General features: G+C 44.6%; 10 protein-coding genes. All 10 read left to right on the top strand.

The window, feature by feature from the left end; genetic code table 11:
- Positions 1 to 120: 120 nt before the first annotated feature.
- Positions 121 to 1,575 (top strand): aldehyde dehydrogenase (NADP(+)), encoded by a 1,455-nt coding sequence (locus C1N53_RS07940; RefSeq protein WP_137758791.1) that lies wholly within the window; start codon positions 121 to 123, stop codon positions 1,573 to 1,575.
- A 9-nt stretch (positions 1,576 to 1,584) separates the two neighbouring features.
- Entirely contained in the window at positions 1,585 to 2,586 is a 1,002-nt protein-coding gene (locus tag C1N53_RS07935; protein ID WP_137758790.1) for a 4-hydroxyproline epimerase, read from the top strand.
- Between the two features lie 2 nt (positions 2,587 to 2,588).
- A complete protein-coding gene (locus C1N53_RS07930) occupies positions 2,589 to 3,836 on the top strand; it encodes an FAD-binding oxidoreductase (RefSeq protein WP_137758789.1) in 1,248 nt (415 codons plus the stop codon).
- Between the two features lie 210 nt (positions 3,837 to 4,046).
- Positions 4,047 to 5,846: a DUF885 family protein gene (locus tag C1N53_RS07925; RefSeq protein WP_137758788.1), complete on the top strand. Its 1,800-nt coding sequence runs from the start codon at positions 4,047 to 4,049 to the stop codon at positions 5,844 to 5,846.
- A gap of 283 nt (positions 5,847 to 6,129) precedes the next feature.
- The gene (locus tag C1N53_RS07920; RefSeq protein ID WP_137758787.1) at positions 6,130 to 8,346 is read left to right on the top strand and encodes a S9 family peptidase; all 2,217 of its coding nucleotides are present in this window, start codon (positions 6,130 to 6,132) and stop codon (positions 8,344 to 8,346) included.
- 62 nt (positions 8,347 to 8,408) lie between these two features.
- Positions 8,409 to 9,338 carry a hypothetical protein gene (locus C1N53_RS07915; protein WP_206077629.1) on the top strand — a complete coding sequence of 310 codons (930 nt, stop codon included), beginning with the start codon at positions 8,409 to 8,411 and terminating at the stop codon, positions 9,336 to 9,338.
- Positions 9,339 to 10,130: 792 nt separating this feature from the next.
- Positions 10,131 to 13,172: a TonB-dependent receptor gene (locus C1N53_RS07910; protein ID WP_168193989.1), complete on the top strand. Its 3,042-nt coding sequence runs from the start codon at positions 10,131 to 10,133 to the stop codon at positions 13,170 to 13,172.
- 26 nt (positions 13,173 to 13,198) lie between these two features.
- Positions 13,199 to 14,632, top strand: coding sequence for a RagB/SusD family nutrient uptake outer membrane protein (locus C1N53_RS07905; RefSeq protein WP_137758785.1), 1,434 nt, complete (start codon positions 13,199 to 13,201; stop codon positions 14,630 to 14,632).
- A 286-nt stretch (positions 14,633 to 14,918) separates the two neighbouring features.
- On the top strand, positions 14,919 to 16,595 hold the full coding sequence (locus C1N53_RS07900; RefSeq protein WP_137758784.1) for a sodium:calcium symporter: 1,677 nt from the start codon (positions 14,919 to 14,921) through the stop codon (positions 16,593 to 16,595).
- Between the two features lie 602 nt (positions 16,596 to 17,197).
- A complete protein-coding gene (locus tag C1N53_RS07895; RefSeq protein WP_137758783.1) occupies positions 17,198 to 20,785 on the top strand; it encodes a PVC-type heme-binding CxxCH protein in 3,588 nt (1,195 codons plus the stop codon).
- Positions 20,786 to 20,808: the final 23 nt, after the last annotated feature.

The following is a 20,808-nucleotide window of genomic DNA, read 5'->3' as shown; positions in this document are numbered from 1 at the left end:
AGCTTTTTGCCCATTTCTTCCTTTGTCCTGTTGCCTTATGCCAGACGTTTGCTCTTTTATCAAGAAATGGCTATACTTTCGTTAGCAATAGGATTACCAATTTACCCAAATTAGCTAAACATGTCTTACAACGAATTATTCGATAAAGCAGAAGAAGCATTTAAAACCTATTCAAAAACAACGGCTGCGGAGAAAGCTAAGTTTTTAAGAGCGATAGCCACCGAGGTTGAGCAGTTAGGAGAGAAACTGCTGGAAACAGCAAGCCAGGAGTCAAATCTGCCCTTAGCGCGCCTTACCGGCGAGCGGGGCAGAACAACCGGGCAGCTTCGTCTTTTTGCTTCTTTGCTGGAAGAAGGCACTTGGGTAGAAGCCACCATTGATACTGCCTTGCCTGATCGAACACCTTTGCCCCGTCCTGATCTCAGACGGATGTTGATACCCCTGGGTCCAGTGGTGGTATTTGGTGCCAGTAACTTTCCACTTGCATTTTCTACGGCAGGGGGTGATACAGCATCGGCATTAGCTGCCGGTTGTACTGTGGTGTATAAGGAGCATCCAGGGCACCCTAAAACTTCTCAGATGGTGGCAAAAGCCATTGAAAAGGCTCTACAAGCCTGTGAGTTGCCAGAAGGTGTTTTTCAGCATGTAAGTGGCGGCATTGAAGCAGGACAGGACCTGGTGAAGCACCCGAAAGCCAAAGCCATTGCTTTTACAGGCTCTTATAAAGGAGGCCGTGCCATTTTTGATTTAGCCTGCCAGCGGGAGCAGCCAATACCTGTTTATGCTGAAATGGGCAGTATTAATCCTGTTTTTGTTTTACCTGCAAAAGCAGGGAGCGATGCTCCTAAACTGGCGGAACAGGTAGCACAATCGGTATTGCTTGGTGTGGGGCAATTTTGCACATGTCCCGGACTCGTGTTTTTCCCTGAATCAGAGACAGCAGAATCTTTTCTGCAAACCCTATCCAATAAATTAGCCGAGGCCCCTGCAGTTGCTATGTTAAATGATCGCATCTGCAGCAACTACCATGAAAGCCTGAAACACCTGGCTGGGCGTGAAAGTGTAGATCGAATTATAACTCCCGACGAAGATGTACTGACAGCAGGTGCAGCCCTGGCTAAAACCAACGTGAGGCAATGGGTACAGGATAAGGCATTACAGGAGGAAATCTTTGGCCCTTATACCTTGATAGTAACCTATACCAGCCTGGAAGAACTGGAGCTGGCAGCAAGTGAGTTGCAGGGGCAATTAACCTGTACCGTGTGGGGCGAGGCGGAAGAGCTGGCAAAAGCTGCTGATCTGGTGGCTATTATTCGCGACAAATGCGGTCGCCTGCTTTTTGAGGGGGTTCCTACAGGGGTAGAGGTCTCCTACGCCATGACACATGGAGGTCCTTTTCCTGCTACCACAGATAGCCGAAGCACCTCCGTGGGTACGTATGCCATAAAACGCTTTGCAAGACCTGTAACCTACCAGGCAGCCCCGCAAGTCCTGCTTCCTGAAGAGTTAAAAGACGAAAATTCATTACATATCTGGCGAACAGTAAACGGCCAGCTAACACAAGAAAGCCTATAAAAATACTAAATGGCAAGAAAAACTTTTTTCTGCATTGATGCCCATACCTGTGGCAACCCGGTTCGGCTGGTAGCTGGAGGTGGCCCTGTTTTACAGGGAGAGAACATGAGCGAGAAACGACAGCATTTTCTGCGAGAATATGACTGGATAAGAAGAGGGCTGATGTTTGAGCCACGTGGCCATGATATGATGTCGGGCAGTATACTGTACCCGCCACACGATCCTGAGAACGATGTAGCAGTGCTATATATTGAAACCAGTGGCTGTTTGCCTATGTGTGGTCATGGTACCATTGGAACTGTTACTATTGCCCTGGAAGAAGGCCTGATCACTCCTAAAACTCCCGGCCAGTTGCGCCTGGAGGCTCCTGCGGGATTAGTTAAAGTAAGCTATACTCAAGATGGAGACAAAATTAAAACGGTAAAGCTAACCAATGTGGCCTCCTACCTGGAGGCAGAAGGCCTGACAGTAGAATGCCCTGAACTGGGCGAACTAAAGCTGGACGTGGCCTACGGTGGTAATTTCTACGGTATTATCGATCCGCAGGAAAATTTTCCAGGCTTGCAGGAGTTTACAGCAGATAAGCTTATTGCCTGGAGCCGTGTAATCCGGGAGCGGATGAACGAGAAGTACTCATTTGTACATCCCGAAAACCCAACTATAAAAGGGCTATCGCATATTCTCTGGACAGGCGATACTTTACAGCCGACTTCTACGGCACGAAACGCAGTATTTTACGGCGATAAAGCAATAGACCGCTCTCCATGTGGTACGGGTACATCTGCACGTATGGCGCAGTGGTATGCAAAAGGGCTGCTCAAGCCGGGGCAGGAGTTCATCCACGAAAGTTATATCGGTTCAATTTTCAAAGGAACTATAGAAGGTGAAACAACAGTGGCAGGTAAGCCAGCCATCTTGCCTGGCATTGAAGGCTGGGCAATTGTAACAGGGTACAACAACATCTTCTTTGATGACAACGACCCTTATGTTCACGGATTTCAGGTGATTTAACTATGAGCAAGGTAACAATAATCGGAGGCGGTATCATTGGTTTGTTTACTGCTTATTATTTGTCGGAGGAGGGTTTCGATGTAACGGTGCTGGATAAGGGAAATCTTACCAACAGCTGTTCTATCGGGAATGCAGGTATGATTGTGCCCAGCCATATTGTGCCGCTGGCTTCACCTGGTATTATAGGGAAAGGCTTAAAGTGGATGCTGTCTTCTACCAGTCCTTTCTACATTCACCCGAGGCTGGACAGAAGGCTGGTGCAATGGTGCCTGTTGTTCTACAAATCAGCTACCAAAAAGCATGTGGAGTATAGCATCCCTTACCTCAAGAACCTGAGCTTTTACAGCAAAAGCCTATACTTACAGCTTGCAGAGCAGCACAAAGGTGCGGATCTTGGCCTGGAGGAAAAAGGGCTGCTGATGTTGTATAAAACTGAAGAAGCTGCACATGAAGAAATAGAGTTTGCTGAACTGGCTAATCACCATGGTGTAGAAGCACAGGTTTTATCAAAAGAAGAGGTACATCAGTTAGAACCCTATGCAGGTATGGATGTTCTGGGAGGAGTTTTTTTCCCTGGTGATGCACACTTGCACCCTTCCAAACTAAATGATTTTCTAATAAGGGAATTAGAAGGTAAAGGAGTGAAAATAGTTCGGGAAGCTACAGTACTCGATTTTGATATTTCTGGTAAAAAGGTAGAAGCTGTAATTACAGATAAAGGTGATTATTCTTCTGACTATGTCGTAATAGCAGCAGGAACCTGGTCAGGTGAGGTTGCTCAGAAGCTGAAGATAACTATGCCAATGTTAGGCGGGAAAGGCTATAGCTTTATGGTTAATAATACTCCTGCCATTCAGCGACCAGCCATTCTGACCGAAGCCCGAGTTGCCGTTACGCCATTTGGTAACCAGGTTCGCTTTGGTGGAACCATGGAAATTACCAACGACAACGATAAAATTAATCTGAACCGAGTGAAAGGTATCCACAATGCAGCTTCGAAGTACTATGGTAATTTTCAATGCGATTTTCCTCAGAAGCAGGATGTCTGGAGTGGGTTACGCCCATGCTCCCCGGATGGCTTGCCCTACATTGGATTTACAGAACGCTGGAGCAATGTACTATTTGGTACCGGACATAGCATGATGGGCATTAGCCTGGCCCCGGCAACTGGTAAGTTACTGACTGAACTCCTGATGAACAGAAAAGCTCAGGTACAACTCGATGCCTTCTCACCAGACAGGTATAGTTAGGAATTATGAATTAGAAATTAAGAATTAAAAATGATTCCACCAGTTGGTCTCATTCTATGACTGCGGTACATCCAAGAATTAGAGTGGAAGTGCACTGGCTGCACGGAAGGTCATTAGTAGATGGGGGGAGGAGCAGCATGTACTATCATTTTGCTAAGGTAGGGCCAAAGGGTATCGCTTTGGCATTCTTTGAACTAAAACTTTACACGCATGAAAAAGCCTATAAAGTCTCTACTGCATCTTTCAGTACTGCTGCTGCCTTTCTTTACTTTTCCTCCTACAGCTTCTTTACAGGCGCAGGAGGCTTCTACTCTTTACAGCCAGTCAAGTGAGGTACATCCTCTTATTCTGCAGTTACGTGCTGACGAAGGTAGCCTGGGGCGCTTCTACTTTATGCGTAATTCCCCTGAATATATCGAGCGTTTCCAAACACTTTACAAAGACTACCAAACCAAGCTGAATGGGCTAAACTTTGAGAGCTTTAATGCTGGCACCAGAGTAGACTATCTCCTTCTGAAAAGAGACCTGGAAAGCAAAATGCAGTCTCTGGATCTCGCGCTTAAAGAATATAACCAGGTAAAGCAGTGGGTGCCATTTGCTGAAAGGGTATATGCACTTGAAAAGCCCCGGCGAAGAGGTACAGACCTGGATGGGCAGCAGGTTGCAGCAGAACTCAACCTACTCGAAAAAGAAATAGAAAAGTCTAAAGCTGCTCTGGAGAAAGAGGAACAGCTTAACCGTGACCTGTCTTATCGGCTGCATGGCGTCATCAAAGACCTGCAGGAGGGGCTGAAAAGTGTTTATGGCTTTTATTATGACTACGATCCTGACTTTACCTGGTGGTCGCCAGAACCTTATAAACGTGTAGATGCTTTGCTTGCTTCTTACGCTGATGTAGCTGATAAAAAAGGCAAGGTGCCTGCTAAAGGACAGAAAATTGATAAAAGTGGCATAGTTGGTAAACCTATTGGTAGAGAGGAGTTAATTCGGCAACTACAGCAGGAGATGATTCCCTATACCCCGGAAGAACTGATAGAGGTCGCAAACCGTGAGTTTGCCTGGTGCGACCGGGAAATGCTGAAGGCTAGCCAGGAGCTTGGTTTCGGAGACGACTGGCACAAGGCACTGGAGAAAGTAAAGAACACGTATGTTCCTGCTGGTCAGCAGCCAGAGGCAATGATGAAGCTTTACAATGAATCCATTGATTTCCTGAAAAAGAAGGACCTGATATCAATACCGCCTTTGGCAGAGGAAACTTGGCGCATGCAGATGATGACCCCTGAGCGGCAGTTGGTAAACCCATTCTTTTTAGGTGGAGAAACCTTTATTATTTCTTATCCAACCACCACCATGACGCATGAGCAGAAGCTGATGAGTATGCGTGGCAATAACCCGCATTTTTCCAGGGCTACGGTACACCACGAATTGATCGCTGGGCACCATTTGCAGGGCTTCATGAACAACCGCTATAAAGCTTACCGCAATTTTGGTACACCATTCTGGACCGAAGGCTGGGCACTTTACTGGGAGATGTTGCTTTGGGACCTGGATTTTCCCCGTTCACCTGAGGACAGGGTAGGTATGCTGTTCTGGCGTATGCACCGTTGTGCCCGCATCATCTTCTCTCTTAATTACCACCTGGATAAATGGACACCACAGGAATGTATAGATTTCCTGGTGGATCGTGTTGGGCATGAGCGGGCAAATGCCGAGGGCGAAGTGCGCCGTTCATTCGAAGGACGCTATAGTCCGCTCTACCAGGTAGCTTATATGATGGGTGGACTTCAATTTTATGCACTTCACAAGGAACTGGTAGAAAGTGGCAAAATGACAGACAAACAGTTCCACGATGCAGTAATGCAAGAGAATGCAATGCCTGTTGAAATGGTTAGAGCCATTATCACAAACCAGAAATTACCAAATGATTATAAGACCAGCTGGAAGTTTTATGGCACAGATCTGAAAGCTGCTTCTCCTTCAACTACAAAGCGCAAGCAGGCGATGAGGTAGAGGATTAATGTGCTAATTTTTTAATGTGCAGATGTGCTAATGTAGAGATTAGGAAATGTGGAGATTTGAAGATGAGGCAAATGTGTTTAGCTTTTGGTGCTTTTCAAAAGCAACTATAGGTAGCTTCAGTCCTTTCTGGAATTAGCGTTTCCCTTTTTTAGATTTTAATACGAGCATAAAAAGTCTTGTATTGCGATACGTGTGTCCTTTTTCCCAATGCAGCACCAGCTCGTAATCATATTTCAGAAATTCAGGATTCAACTATATTAAAATAAATAGGTACATGCACAAAAACATCCGATTTCTTAAAGCTTTCTCTTGCCTTTTGCTCTGGCTGTTGTTGATAGTTCTTCCTTTTCCGGCTATTCCGCAGGGGAGAGGCGCTATGTACTGGTTGAAGACTGGCAATAGCTATGTGCAGGTAGAGGAAGGTGAGCTTGTGCAGTATACATTGCCTGCAAGGGCAAAGCAGGTACTGGTAGAGAAGGCTAAGTTGATACCTGCAGGCAAATTAGAGCCATTACAGGTAAAGAGCTTCTCTTTTTCTGATGATGAGCAGAAGCTGCTGATTTACACGAATACTGTTCGGGTTTGGCGACTGGACACCAAAGGAGATTACTGGGTATACGACCGGCAGAAACAGGCACTGCAAAAAATGGGAGAAAGCAGGCCTACTTCTTCGCTGATGTTTGCCAAATTTTCGCCGGATGGAAAGATGGTGGCCTATGTTAGTGAAAATAATATCTATGTAGAAAACCTGGAACAAAAAAAGATAACTCAGCTTACCAAAGACGGAACGCGCAAGCGCATAAATGGTACTTTTGACTGGGCTTATGAAGAAGAGTTCTACTGCCGTGACGGCTTTCGCTGGAGCCCTGATAGCAAAAAAATTGCTTTTTGGCAGATAGATGCCACCGATGTGAAAGATTACCTGATGATCAATCATACCGACTCTATTTACCCTGCTGTAATACCTGTAGAATATCCTGTGGCTGGAGAGGCACCTTCTCCTTATAAAATCGGTGTTATTGATGTAGGTAGTGCTGCCACCAAGTGGATTGAAATACCAGGTAATCCGCGCCAGCACTATGTGCCCCGCATGGAATGGGCCGCTAATGCAGATGAATTAATCCTACAGCAGCTGGATCGGAAACAACAGGTAAGCAAGTTGTTCATGTGTAGTATAGCAAATGGACAGACAAAAGAAATTTACTCTGATAAGGACAATGCCTGGGTAGATGTGCTGCCCACCTGGGATAGCAAGTGCCGTTTTGGAGGCTGGGATTGGTTAAGCGGGGGCAAAGAGTTTTTATGGGCCAGCGAGAAAGACGGATGGCGCCATTTGTATAGAGTGAGTCGCGATGGCAGAAAAGAAACCCTGATCACCAAAGGAAACTTTGATGTGATGGAAATAACTGCCATTAACGAGGCAGAAGGATATGTGTACTTTATGGCCTCTCCGGATAATGCCACACAAAAGTACCTGTATCGCGTGCGGTTAAACGGGAAAGGAAATGCAGTGCGGTTGTCGCCTGCCTCACAATCTGGTACCCACAGCTATATGCTATCGCCTGATACCAGGTATGCCTTCCATCGGTTTTCGAACTATTATACCCGCCCCGCATCAGAATGGGTGTCCTTGCCTGCCCATAAAGCACTGGATGGTGTTGGGGCAGTTGAGCAGACTTTAAGTACAGCAGATAAAGCACAATCAAACCTGGAGTTTTTCAAAGTAAAAACTGGCGACGGAGTGGAAATGGATGCCTGGATGATGAAGCCAGCATCCTTTGATCCTGCTAAAAAATATCCCATTATTTTCCATGTGTATACAGAACCTGCCGGGCAAACAGTATTGGATAGCTACGGTACTGGTTATAACAACTTGTACAAAGGCAGTATGGCTGAAGACGGCTACATTTATGTATCGGTAGATAACAGAGGTACTCCTGCTCCGAAAGGCAGAAACTGGCGCAAAAGCATATACCGAAAAGTTGGGGTGCTTAATATTGATGATCAGGCAAAAGCTGCTCGCGAGATTTTGAAACAACCTTATATAGACACAAGCAGAGTTGCTGTGTGGGGCTGGAGCGGAGGCGGGTCTGCTACTTTAAACCTGTTGTTCCGTTACCCCGAAATTTATAAAACAGGTATCTCAGTTGCCGCAGTAGGTAATCAGCTTTCCTACGATAACATTTACCAGGAGCGCTATATGGGGCTTCCTCAGGAAAACAAAGAAGATTTCATAAACGGTTCTCCTATAGCACATGCTAAAAACCTGCGCGGGAATCTGCTCTATATTCATGGTACAGGAGACGACAATGTACATTACAACAATGCAGAACAACTACTAAACGAGCTGATTAAGTATAATAAACAGTTCCAGGTGATGCCTTATCCGAACCGTTCGCACAGCATATCAGAGGGCGAGGGTACTCATGAGCATTTAGCCACCTTATTTACCAACTACCTAAAGCTTTATTGTCCGCCAGGCGGGAGATAGGCTAAGGATTGTACAGTATTGCTTTATATTATTCTGCACACACACTTAACAAATTTCCTGGTATGAACTTTAAACAGGTTACAGTTTGCATTGCACTTGTTTTGCCATTAACAGCTTGCTCAAATGTAAAACCTCCAATAGCTGCTGGTAAAGAAGCCGGAAATAATGTGCAACCCGTCCAATTGCTTGTAAAGCACTACGAAGAGGCCATGGTTACAGCACCACCTGCTTCATTGGGCTTCGATTTGTTTTATAAAAAGTATGCCGATGCGTTTGGCATTCCTGTTATCTCATCTGAGAAAGTGCCCAACACGGCAGTACTTATGGCACGTGATATTGTAAATTACATGCTCTTGAAGCGTATGGATATCCGTATGGCTTTGGTAGAAAAAGGCGCTCGGGTATTAATTATGGCCGAAACAGAAATGGAAACGGATTTGCCGGAGCGACAAGACTGGAAAAAGCCTGCCAGGGATGACAAGAGACTTACTCCTGCCGAGCGGGAAAATTACGACAAACCAGGAGGTATAGCCAGCATGACCGACAGAGAGTACTGGAACCAACGAGCCAGGGGCATGGGGGGTACCGTAACTTCCTGTGCTGAAGAGAACCTGTTAGGCTACCCGAATACACGCTACTATGGCGAGAACATTTTGGTGCACGAGTTCAGCCATAATATAATGAGCGCGTTACGGACAGCAGATCCGGCACTTTATGCCGAAATAGAACCCGCATATATGGCCGCAAAAGCTAAAGGGCTCTATAAGGGCCAGTATGCTATTAATACTGTTGCTGAATATTGGGCTGAAGGCAGCCAATGGTGGTTCTGGTCTAACTACGAATTCTATGATGGAGATACACGTATACAGTCTCCTGGTGATTTAAAAGCTTATGATCCGACACTGTATAGTATTCTGGAACGGGTGTATGCCGGCCATCATATTCCTGCCGATGTATATTACAGCCTTAATGTAAAACCTGCCCGTCTTTAGAGAGCAATATAGCCTTGTTGCCTGCTACTCTTACCTTTTGCTCATTCGTTTTTTTAAGATATGGAACTAGTAAAGGAGATAAAGGTTTTCCTCAAATTCATTTCTACTGCTTGTCTCGAAGCAGCGCCTGATGTTTTGAAGTATGGATAGTAAAGTTTACTACTATGCTTAAAATCTAGAATAACTAAAAACAAGATATACTGTCAGTTAATTTTCTTAATACAGAATAATAGGCAAGTGCCCAGAATGTATTATGCTGCAAATGTTAATATAGTATCATGATTGGGTAATTGGCAATAATACAGGTTTAATATTTGTATTTATATTGCGTATAGTTATTTATTATAAAAAAGTGTTAATATTTTATCGTTAACGATTTTAATATTAAAAAAAGGCTTTAAAATAATTGCCCCTTGCTACTATAATTTTTATAAGTGGAAAGTATTCAAGTCGATCTACAGGCTTAATGAATTAGGTGCTGTTTGTGTAGCAATATTTACCATACTCTATTCTAATATAACACCAGGTGTATGGGTGTTAATAAAGTTGTTATATAATTTTTTTTAGGTTTCTGGAATACATACCTGCTTGAACAGGGGTTAAGTTTATTCTGGTTATCACTGTTTTTATAGGATTCACAACAATTTAATGTTGTTTACACAGAATATTTAAATAGTTCTATTCTATAATACTAACCTAACTCTCCTGCTTATGAAAATTTCAATTACAAGTAAAGTTTTAATAGTCCTGTTGTTAATAGGGTGTTATATACAAGTATATGCACAAACAACAATGCTTAAAGGGAAAGTGCTCGGTGCAGATGGCCCTATACCTGGTGCCACTGTCAGAGTAGACGGCACTACTACTGGGACAGCAACCGCGGCAGATGGTTCTTTTTCTATAAATTGTGATCCTGCTGCAACCCTGGTGGTTAGTGCAATAGGATACAATTTGAAGAAGGTAGCGGTTAACAACCAGCCATCACTAGAAATTACGCTAGGCGAAGATTTGCAGTTGCTGAACGAAGTGGTTGTTACAGCTTACGGAACGGCTAATAAAAGCACCTATACCGGTGCCGCTTCTGTTGTAAGTGGGGAAGACATTCAGAAAATCCAGTCTTCCAACATAAGCCAATCCCTTCAGGGAATGAGCACAGGTGTACAGGTGTTAAACGCCAACGGTCAGCCTGGTAGCGATGGAACAATCATTATCAGAGGGTTGAGTTCAATAAGATCGAATAATAACCCGCTGATTGTGGTGGATGGAATGCCCTATTCCGGTGCTTTAAGTTCCATCAGCCCGAATGATGTCGAATCCATGACAGTATTAAAGGATGCTGCCTCAACTGCGTTATATGGCTCTCGTGCTGCCAACGGTGTTATCGTGATAACTACAAAAAAAGGTTCTGTAGCTAAGCCAGCTATAAATTTTCGCTCTAACTTTGGTTATTCTGATATGGCTGTACCTTTCCCTGATAAAGTAAATGCTACTCAGTTATTCGAACTGGCTTGGGAGGCTCTGAAAAACGGACAAATGGATCAGGGTGTTTCAGAAGCTGATGCAGCCAAATGGGCTTCAGATAATGTTGTGAGCAAATATTTCCAGAACCCGGAGAAAAATGTCTTCAATACAGCCTATCCTATCGGATTGGATGGCAAACTGAAACCTGGCGTTGAGCAACTGTATAACGGAGACTGGATAGGCGAACTGTATAGCCCCGCTTTCAGGCAAGAGTATACACTGGATTTCAGCGGTTCGACAGGACAGAATAATAAGACTCAGTATTATTTATCGGGCTCTTACTTGAATGATAAAGGCAATTTTGCAGTACAGAAGTTCGAACGCTATTCGGCGCGCTTAAATGTAAGTTCAGATATTAAAGATTGGCTGAACGTAGGAACTAATCTTTTCTTTGCGCATTCGTTCCAGGAATATCCATCAGCGGAGACACGATTTTTACGGGTGATGCCTGTTGTATATCCTGTGTATGAGTGGGACTATGAGAATAACCGCTATAAAACCGATTCCTACGGCAATCGGCTGCCCGACTTCGGTGATTATTCAAGAACAGAGTGGAGAGGGTGGAATAATGCCTTCGTTGGCAGCTATAAGAATGAATACGATTGGAATTTTTCTGGCAATCGAACGGATAATTTATCCACGCGAAGCTTTCTGGAAATCAAATTGCTGCCGGATTTAAAATTGAGATCTGGGATAAGTACAGATTTTGGCTTATATTATAATCACTCCTACCAGTCTGCCACTGTATCCTATTCGGCCGGCTATGGAGGCTGGGCAAGCAGAACCGCAAACCGGACCTTTTCTTTTACACTGAATAACATCTTAACTTATGACAAGACGTTTGGCCAGCATCACATCAATGTACTGGCAGGGCAGGAAACTTATAATTATAAGTATAATGGCCTTTCGGCTAGTAGAGAAGGTTTTCCTCTTGGCGGACTTTACGAGATGAGTGCGGCGGCACGAATAACAGGAGCTTCCTCTTCGGAAGATAATTACAGGCTGATGAGTTACCTGTCTCGGGCTGAATACGATTTTGGACAACGCTACTTCATCTCTGCCAGTCTTAGAACGGACGGATCTTCCCGTTTTCACCCGAATAACCGCTGGGGCAAGTTCTGGTCAATAGGAGCCTCCTGGCGCATGTCAGAGGAAGCTTTTATGAAAGATATAACCTGGATTGACAACTTAAAGATTCGCGGTAGCTATGGATCAGTAGGCAACGATAACGTCGGGTATTATGCCTATCAAGGGTTATATGCAACGGGTTATAACGATTATGCCAATCCCGGAGCTCTTTTGTCGCGTTTACCAACCCCTGACTTGATCTGGGAAAGCAACATTCAGGCAAATGTGGGAGTAGATTTTCACTTGTTCAAGCTGATTGATGCGTCGGTTGATGTGTTCGATCGCAGGTCGAATGATCTTATCTTTTACAGACCCTTACCTCCGTCTACCGGTGTTGGGGGGATAGACGAAAACATAGGAGACATCCGAAACTATGGTTACGAAGTGCAGCTCACTACTGATATAATCAACGCGAACGATTTTAGATGGAATATCAATCTGAATGCGTCCAAGTATAAGAATGAAATAACAAGATTACCTCAGGATGAGATCTATAACGGAAGGTACAAATACACAAAAGGGGTATCCATGTATGAGTTCTTCGGGCCGGTTTGGGCGGGAGTAGACCCGGCAACAGGGGATAATACCTGGTGGAAATTTACAGAAAACGGTCAGGAAAGAACATTTGATTACAGTGAAGTAAATAAAACAGATCAAATGAGATACCTGGGTACATCTATTCCGGATCTGCTGGGTGCTGTTACAAACAACTTTAGTTATAAAGGATTGGATTTTTCGGTAATGCTATACTATAGCCTTGGCGGTAAAATGTATGATACTGATTATGCAGAAGGAGTTAGGTGGCGAAGAGGCTTTAACATGAGCACTCAGATACTGGACCGTTGGACGCCTGAAAACAGGGAAACTAATATTCCAAGGCTATCTGAGTTTACTCAAAATAACATAACGGTGTACTCTTCACAATACTTATTTAATAATACATTTATGCGCTTGCGAAATGTGAACATCGGTTATACGCTTCCGGCTTCTTTAACCAGCAAGATTGGCGTGAACTCGCTTCGGCTATATGCTTCAGGAGATAATTTACTGACATGGGGTGAAGCTGCGCGTAGAGGCACAGATCCTGAAACTGCTATTAATGGATACGTGGGCAATGGAGCCAATGGTAGTGCAGCTGCGCCTATACGCAAAAACTATTCATTCGGTGTTCAGCTTTCATTCTAACAGGTAAGTTTATAAAGTTTTCAATTATGGCAAAGACTAACAAAATCATACTTTATATCATCGCATTTGTATTTATATCTAATTCAGGCTGTAAAGATTATCTGGAAACCAATCCGTCTACCCAGGTTTCGGACCAGGTCTTACTGAAAAGAGTAGATGGAGCACAAACAGTGCTGAACGGGATTTACCGGTATATCCGTAACAGGAACTCCGATATCGAATCTAACGGTATCATTTCATATCAGCCTGGTTTCGATGCATCGGCTCAGGATTTAATCGTGTACGAATCTATGGGGCAAATGCAGCTTTTCTACGGCCACCACCTGGCCCAGACCCGTGCTGATGGCGGTCTGACCAGCGGGGTATGGAGCTATTTCTACACGATCATCAACAATGCCAATATCATTCTACAGAACATAGACCAGGCAGAAGGAGCACAGGATCGTAAAAATCAAATTAAAGGGCAGGTACTGGCCATAAGAGGCTGGGCCTATTTTTACCTGGTAAGATTTTACCAGCAAACGTATGCCGTTGGAAAAGATCTGCCGGCCGTGCCTTATTACAGCGAAGCAGGTACGGAGGGTAAAGCCCGGGAAAAAGTATCTGTGGTTTATGGGCATATTGTTAACGACCTGAAAAATGCCATAGAACTACTCGGAGGGTTTAGCAGAGGGTACAAAAGCCAGATTAACCGATCTGTAGCACAGGGTATACTGGCAGAAGTATACCTTACTATGGAAGACTGGAGCAATGCTGCTGCTTTGGCCAAGGAGGCTGCTGCAGGATACCCACTTATGACACCGGAGATTTTTCAGTCTGGCTTTAATGACTGGAGAAACGGAGAATGGATGTGGGGCGTAGAGCAGACGGAGGATCAGAATTTTGGAAATGCTTCTCCATTTACTTTGTGGGCAAACCAAACTCGAGGCGACCGCTGGACGTTTGATTTCTACTTTGTGAATGATAAGTTTAAGGAGCTTTTTTCGGAAGGGGATGCACGTTATCAATTCTGGCAGCGTTCTGATCGGAGCAATCTCTGGACCTCAGACAAATTCAGGGATGATGCCGCCTATCGAGGAGATGTGGTGTTGATGCGTGCTGCAGAAATGTACTTAATAGAAGCAGAAGCACTTGCACGCCTTGGACAAGACCAGCAAGCCAAAAACGTATTATGGCAACTGCAGGATGCTCGTACGGCTGAACGTTCGCAGTCGAGCGGTGCGCAGTTGGTGGAGGATATTCTGATTGAAAGGAGAAAAGAGTTGTATGGAGAAGGCTTTGCCTGGTTCGACCTGATACGAAATCAGAAGCCTCTGCACCGTGAAGGCGATCATCCACGAAAACCAGAGATTCCGGCACGTTCCTGGAAATTTATATTACAGATTCCCACGGCTGAATTTACCAGTAATAAAAGTCTGGCTCCGAATGACCAGAATCCTTACGACGGTATCTTTAAATAGAGAGTTCTCATTAATGTTAGATTAGTTTCTGCTCACCGGCACCTCTATCGGGTTGATAGAAGTAGCCGGTGAGTAGTCTTTTCTGCCTTTGCTTTTCAAAACTCATCAATAGCACTTGATGGCCTATCACTGATTGAATAACATAGTATTACATCTTGGTAATACAAAGGAACAGTTCTGGTTAACTTTTAAGCATTTTGCAATAGGCGGAACTGTAGCAAAGCAACTTGTTTAATAGTTTGCCGCCTGCACCAAGGATCATCCTTTTACACTTTCAACTTCGAATATGAGTGCAAACAAGCAATCGTGGGGCTCGCGGGTAGGGCTAATTTTAGCAATGGCCGGCAGTGCCGTAGGCTTAGGTAACTTCTTACGTTTTCCGGTACAGGCAGTTCAGAATGGCGGTGGGGCTTTTATAATTCCTTACCTGGTGTGTTTTCTGCTGATTGGTATCCCGCTGCTGTGGGTAGAATGGGCGATGGGGCGATTTGGAGGCAGGTATGGGCATCATTCTACACCCTTTATAATGGGCTCTATGAGTAAAGGGCGCTACTGGAAGTATATTGGAGTGTTTGGCATCTGGACAAATATAGCCATTGCGGCGTATTATTGTTACCTGGAGTCCTGGACACTCTCCTACATGATGCATGCCGTTGTGGGCACTTTTTCTGGTTTGAACCAGGAGGGTGTTGCAGATTTTTTTAACGACTACGTTAGCCTTGGGACTACTACCATGGGTATACCCTATGAACCGATTGTTTTCTTTGTGCTCTGCCTGGTGCTTAATACCTATATTTTATCGAAAGGTCTGGCCAAGGGAGTGGAGCGGGTAGCAAAAATTGGTATGCCTCTGCTTATCTTGTTCGGTATCTTTTTAGCCTATAAAGGCTTTACCATTAAAGCAGGGGAGAGCGGTGCTGTTTTTGATAGTTCGGTTGGCTTAAATTTTCTCTGGACTCCTAAATTTGATGAGCTGTGGTCGCCAACGGTATGGCTGGCAGCTGCAGGTCAAATCTTTTTTACACTGGCGGTAGGAATGGGTACCATTCATTGTTATGCGGCTTATTTAAGGTCTAAAGAAGACATTGCCTTGGGGGCCATGGCGGCAGGTTGGATGAATGAGTTCGTAGAGGTGGTTTTAGGAAGTGCCATCCTGATTCCGATTTCAGTAGGTTACCTGGGCATTGAGCGGGTAACAGAACTGGTACAACTGGGTGGCCTTGGGTTAGGCTTTAAAACGTTGCCATACTTGTTTTTCCAGTGGGGTGATGTGTTGGGAGCACTTGCAGGGTTCATGTGGTTTGGCCTGCTTTTCTTTGCCGGAATTACTTCTTCCTTATCCATGGGTACACCCTGGATCGGGTTTTTACAGGATGAGTTTAAGTGGAGAATAAGGCCTGCCGCCTGGTCCTTTGGTTTAATAGTGCTTGTGCTGGGAATGCCTACGGTGCTGTTCTTTCAGTATGGCGTGTTCGATGAGTATGACTATTGGGCTGGTACAGTCGCTTTGGTTGTATTTGCTTTGTTTGAGTCGATCTTGTTTGCCTGGGTTTTCGGTATAAAGAAAGGCTGGGCTGAAATTACTGAGGGTGCTGAAATAAGAGTGCCGGGCATCTATAAGTACATTATCAAGTATATTACTCCTTTTCTGTTGCTGTGGGTGTTTCTGGGATCTTTGATTACTCCTAAAAGCGGAGACTGGGGAGCTGCATTACGAGGTAACTGGAGGTTAGATGATAGCTCGATCATCAGCAAACTTATGAACAGCGGCTTAAAAGAGCAGATAGCCAATGCCGTAGATCCGGAAGAACTGGAAAAGCTGCAACGCACTTTATATTATGTCAATGCCTCTAGGTTACTGCTTGTATTAGCTTTTATAGGAGTAGTGCTTTTGGTATACATAGCTTATCATAACAGACAAAAACAGGAAAAGCATGCATTTAATAAAGTGAAACAGGTATGAATACATCGGCTTTAATTATAATGTTTATAACGGTTACATCTGTATCAGGTATCGCTGCCTACTTTTTTTAAGAAAATACTAGATACTGCTACTAAATAGTTATATATTAATCTAGAAAACTACACTTTAAAATGATTTTCCGGTTGTTAGGCAATTCATTTTAAAGCTGTTGTGGTTCATGTTATATAAGCAAAAAATGTTAATATAGTATCAGGATTGGTTAATACAGAGGAGGTAACTATGTTTGTTAACTATTATATTTGTTTAGCTTCTAAAGTGAACATGATAGTGAAAGCTTTTCATGAAATACAGTAAGAAGCAAGTTGTTAATAAGTACAAATAAATATTAGTTTGCTTCTTTAATTTAAAAGTGATACTTTAGAGTGATTAATCACATAAAAGTAAAGTGTTTGCTGTTCATGTTTGGGTAAACCATAAAAATGAACAGCATTTTTTATCGATATTTATATAAATGTTTAAATGACATTTAAAAGATGGCGAGTGCCGACGGAATCTTTCAAGTTTGGCTGATGGCTGTAGAATAGTCACAGTAATTATTAATTTATAATCAATTGAATCACTATTAGCAAAAATACAAAGCTATGAGGAAGTTTCTTACCCTACTAATCTTCATTGTCCCGCTTTTATCCGGATGCTCGCAGCGAACACAGGTTGGGCAGGGAGCGCAGGAGTTGCCTGCGCCAAAGCGCGTAGAAATTCTTCTTCTGGGCCATAACAGTCAGCACCACAATTCTGAAAAATTCGTTCCGATGCTGGCCCTGCCGTTGTTCCAGAAGGGGATAAACCTAACTTATACAGCCGATCCGAATGATCTGAACTCAGAAAATCTGGCGAAGTATGACGGGCTGATGATTTACGCCAACCACGATCGAATTGCACCAGAGCAGGAACAGGCAATGAAATCATTTGTGGAAGGAGGAAAAGCGCTGATACCACTGCACAGCGCCTCCTATTGCTTCCGAAACTCTGACTGGTATGTGAGCGCTGTAGGCGGACAATTTCAAACGCACAAGGTTGGTACTTTTACGGTTCCTATCATTAAACCGGCACACGAAGTGATGCAGGGACTAACGGAGTTTGAAACCTGGGACGAAACATATGTGCACACAAAGCTAAACCCGGATATAGAGGTGCTGATGGAAAGGGTGGAAGGCAGCCATCGTGAACCCTGGACCTGGGTAAGAAAACAAGGAAAAGGTAAGGTGTTTTACACAGCCTATGGCCATGATGAGCGCACTTGGGGAAACCCTGGTTTTCACGAACTGGTAGCCAATGGAGTGCTGTGGGCAATTAGCGATGAAGCAAAAGACCAACTGGCACGTCTGGAAATACCTGTTCCGGTGTTTGAGGACAAAGAAGTACCTAACTATGAAAGGCGTGATCCGGCACCCAGGTTTCAACATGCACTTACCCCGGAGCAATCGCAGAAACTGATACAGGTGCCAACAGATTTCGACCTGCAGCTTTTCGCCTCTGAGCCGGATATTATTAACCCTATTGCCATGGCCTGGGATGAGAAAGGCCGCTTGTTTGTGATTGAAACAGTAGATTACCCCAATGAGGTGAGGGATGAGGATGGTGTCGGCAGGGACAGAATTAAAATTTGTGAAGACACAAACGGAGATGGCAAGGCAGATAAATTTACTGTTTTTGCTGATAACCTGAATATTCCGACAAGTCTTACTTTCGCAAACGGTGGCGTAATTGTATCCATGGCTCCTCACTTCCTGTTTTTAAAGGATACCAATGGAGATGATAAGGCGGATGTGAAGGAGGTGATGATAACAGGATGGGGTAAGTCAGATACACATGCTGGTCCATCGAACCTGAAGTATGGGCTGGATAATAAAGTATGGGGCGTGGTAGGGTATGCCGGTTACAAAGGTGCAGTGGATGGTCGGGACATGTCTTTTAGCCAGGCTTTATACCGCTTCGACCCGGATGGGCAGAACCTGGAGCCATTAGGCAGAACCACCAACAACACCTGGGGACTTGGCTTCTCAGAAGAATTTGATGTATTTGTTTCTACGGCGAATGGTTTGCATAGTGCTTATTTCGCTATGCCTAACCAGTATGTGAAAAGAGCTGTATTGGGAGGCTCTGGTAATACCGTTTACAGAACAGACTCCCACTTTGATATGCCGCACGTAACACCTTACCTGCGCCAGGTCGACTTTCATGGAGGTTATACCGCTGCGGCCGGCCATAATATGTATACAGCCAGAGATTATCCTAAATCCTACTGGAACAAGGTGGGTCTGGTTTGTGAGCCTACCGGGCGCGTACTGCATAAAGCTATTTTAGAGCCCAAAGGGGCGGGTTATACAGAAAAGAATGGGTTTAACCTGCTAGCCAGTGCCGATGAATGGTTCTCTCCGGTACATGCCGAAGTAGGCCCAGACGGGGCTATATGGGTAGCAGACTGGTATAACTTTATCATTCAGCACAACCCTACGCCTCGTGGCTTTGAAAACGGCAAAGGGAATGCCTATATCAATCCGATGCGTGACAGCCAGCATGGCCGCATTTACCGTGTTGTGTACAAAGGCTCCAAGCCATATCAGAAAAAAGTATTAGCTCAGAATGACACTGAAAGCCTGTTGACTGCATTAAAAGATGACAACATGTTTTGGCGTACAACAGCGCAGCGTCTGATTGTAGAAAATCAGAATAAAGCTGTTATACCAGGTTTATTAGCGTTGATTAAAGACCAGAGTGTGGATGAAATCGGGCTGAACAGTCCTGCGGTTCATGCCCTTTGGACGCTGCACGGACTGGGGGAGTTGCAAGGTACTAATAAAGAGGCTTTGGCAGTGGTAAAAGAGGCGCTTAAGCATCCGGCAGCAGGTGTCAGAAAAAATGCCCTACAGGTGCTGCCGCGCAACCAGGAAACAATGCAGGCAATTTTACAGGCAAACCTGTTAAATGATCAGAACCTGAAAACAAGAATGGCTGCCGTGTTAGCACTGGCAGATATGCCTGCTTCACCTGAAATAGGTAAGCTACTTTTTGAAGCGAGTCAAAAGCCTGATAATGCAGGAGACGACTACCTGGCACAGGCCTTTTTCGCGGCTGCCTTAACACACCAGGAGGCATTTCTGAAATCTGTGCCTAAAGATTTAGCGTTGAACAAACCCGACTCTGTTCTTACCCTTACTGAGCGGCTGGTAAAGAGTATGGACCAGGAACAGTACGTAGTAGACAGGTGGACGCAGATTATATATCCTCCGGATGTAGCTGGTAAAGAAATAACAGTAAAGGTTTCAGTGGGCCCTAATAATGATGGCTTAGAGGGTGTGATTATTTCCCAAGGCAGTAAAAATGCCGGGTATAGTTTATATGTGCAGGATAAGAAACTGCATTGGGTCGTGAATCAGAATGGCAAAAGCTATACAGCAGTTACTTCGAAGCCATTACCTGAAGAGCGGGTGGATGTAGTGGCAAGGCTGGCTTACGGTGGTGAAATGCTACTGGAGGTAAACGATGAAACGGCTGCCAGAGCAAAAGCCCCAGCTTTGTTTACGGCATCCCTTTCTCCGCAGGATGTGCGTGTAGGGCGTGATCTTATGGATGACAATAGAGTAGGAAATTATCCGGAAAGATTCTTTTTCAGGGGTGATCTGAAAAGGTACGGCCAACTGGAGCTTAAAAAAGCCAAACCAACTGCTGCCACTACTGCCAGAACAGCAAAGCAAGGTGCTTCTAAAACTGTTGCCTCCACTGCCTCAAAATCATCTCCCGTTGCTGCTAAACCAAAGGCAGGCAGTGCTTCAGCTAAAGCTGTTACGATCAACATAAAGGTAGTGGAGCATGAGATGAAATTTAATAAAACGACTCTCACAGTAAAAGCAGGCCAAAAGGTAACGCTGCAATTCGACAATCCGGATTTTATGCAGCACAACTTTGTACTGATTGCCCCGGGATCGCTTGAGAAAGTAGGCAAGGCAGCTGACTTGCTGGCAAGAGATCCGAAAGGAGCTGAAAAGCATTATGTGCCGAAAATGCAGGAGGTAATTGTAGCCACCAGACTCGTAGATCCGCAAGGAAGAGAAACACTGGTATTTACCGCACCGGATAAACCTGGTGAGTATCCCTTTGTTTGTACAGTGCCCGGACACTGGCGCATGATGAACGGAATTATGAAGGTAGAGGCTGCAGCAAGTATATAGCAGCAGGATGCAGAAGACACTGC

The sequence above is a fragment of the Pontibacter sp. SGAir0037 genome (assembly GCF_005491705.1).
GTDB lineage: Bacteria > Bacteroidota > Bacteroidia > Cytophagales > Hymenobacteraceae > Pontibacter.
The sequence above is the reverse complement of the archived record's forward strand: the minus strand, read 5'-3'. Positions and strand labels throughout refer to the sequence as shown.